Below are 1362 nucleotides of genomic sequence, written 5' to 3' on the forward strand. Positions count from 1 at the left end.
CTCTTCGCCGTCCTCGGTGTGGAACGTGACGGCGTAATGGCCGCCGACCCGAACATCGGCTTCCGCGTGGGTGACCGGGCCCGCGTCCGGCCCGAACCACTTCACGATTTTTTCGGGGTCGGTCCAGGCGGCGTAGACCGCTTCCGGCGCGGCATTGAGATGACGTTTGAGGGTGAGGCTTGGCTTGGTTGAGACGGCTGTTGCTTGGGCGGGCATGGGTCTTCCTCCACAAAGGCCGCGAGCTGATCGAGCTTCTCGGTCCAGAAACGTTGGTAGTGATTGAGCCAATCCATGGCGTGCTCCATGGGTTCGGCGGTCAACCGGCAGGTCACGGTGCGGCCGGTCTTCTTGCGGGTAATCAGGCCTGCGTCCGACAACACGTTGAGATGTTTCAGGATCGCCGGCAGCGACATCTGGAACGGCGCGGCCAGTTCGCTGACGGAAAGTGTCTTGTCGGTCTCCAACTGGGCCAGCAGCGCTCGCCGCGTGGGGTCGGCCAGGGCGGCGAAAGTGCGATCCAAAGTGGCGTCCTGATACTTAACCATGTGGTTAAGTTATGCAGACGGAAAGGAACTGTCAATCTTCCTGTTCGTTACCCGTCATCTGCACGCAATGCGCGCAGGAAATATTTAGATTATCGCGGTCTAACAGCTTCAGCGGATGGACCGCTCCCCCGATTCTCGGGGGCTCTAGCTTAGGGAGAAGACACTTATGAGGATCTTTGCAGCAGCTCTCGCTCTTACTTTTGTCATGTCGGCGTCGGCCTACGCGGCGGACGAAGCGCTCACCGAGCAGCAAATCGAAGGCGTCCAGGAGACGATCAGAGGTATGGACTGCACCGTCGAGGACACCAATATCGAGATGGAGAACGGCGGCTACGAGGCCGACGACGTCATCTGCAAGGATGACAAAAAGTTCGACGTTTATCTCGACAAGGACTTCAAGGTGACCAAGAAGGTCAAGGAATAGCCGATCCAGGCTTTCGAGAAATGACGCCCCGGCGCCGCGATGGATGGCCCGGGGCGTCTTTTTGCCCGGCAGGCCTTCAGTTGACAGAACCGGCCGCCCTTCTTATGGTCCGCCACAATTCGAGGGCGGCCTTTAAATGAGGGCCGCCCGGACTCTTTTAAGACGAACGGATGGCGTGACATGAAGATCAAGAATTCGCTGAGGTCGCTGCGCAAGCGCCATCGGAACTGCCGGGTGGTGCGCCGCCGGGGCCGACTCTACGTGATCAACAAGACGAACCGGCGCTTCAAGGCCCGCCAGGGCTAAAGGCGCGGTTTGCCCGGGGGATCATCTCCTGGGGCTTTCGCATCGAATTGCTTTGACTGGGGCCCGCGCGGGCCCGGTCGCCTTTCA

At 60.0% G+C, this 1362-nt stretch carries 3 protein-coding genes and 1 pseudogene; 2 read left to right on the forward strand and 2 right to left on the reverse strand.

Going from position 1 to position 1362, the window contains the following annotated elements:
- Both AUC71_RS22785 and AUC71_RS11950 read right to left on the reverse strand, forming a co-directional pair.
- A pseudogene (locus AUC71_RS22785) lies at positions 1-105 on the reverse strand (SRPBCC domain-containing protein); the annotation flags it as partial.
- A complete protein-coding gene (locus tag AUC71_RS11950) occupies positions 102-521 on the reverse strand; it encodes an ArsR/SmtB family transcription factor (RefSeq protein ID WP_244500931.1) in 420 nt (139 codons plus the stop codon). The pseudogene AUC71_RS22785 and the gene AUC71_RS11950, both read right to left, overlap by 4 nt.
- A gap of 229 nt (positions 522-750) precedes the next feature.
- Here AUC71_RS11950 and AUC71_RS11955 point away from each other — a divergent pair, with 229 nt between their 5' ends.
- Both AUC71_RS11955 and ykgO read left to right on the forward strand, forming a co-directional pair.
- Positions 751-969 (forward strand): PIN domain-containing protein, encoded by a 219-nt coding sequence (locus AUC71_RS11955; RefSeq protein WP_158007822.1) that lies wholly within the window; start codon positions 751-753, stop codon positions 967-969.
- Between the two features lie 180 nt (positions 970-1149).
- Positions 1150-1275 carry a type B 50S ribosomal protein L36 gene (ykgO, locus tag AUC71_RS11960; protein WP_069624447.1) on the forward strand — a complete coding sequence of 42 codons (126 nt, stop codon included), beginning with the start codon at positions 1150-1152 and terminating at the stop codon, positions 1273-1275.
- The last annotated feature ends 87 nt before the right edge of the window (positions 1276-1362 follow it).

It is taken from the genome of Methyloceanibacter marginalis (assembly GCF_001723295.1).
GTDB lineage: Bacteria > Pseudomonadota > Alphaproteobacteria > Rhizobiales > Methyloligellaceae > Methyloceanibacter > Methyloceanibacter marginalis.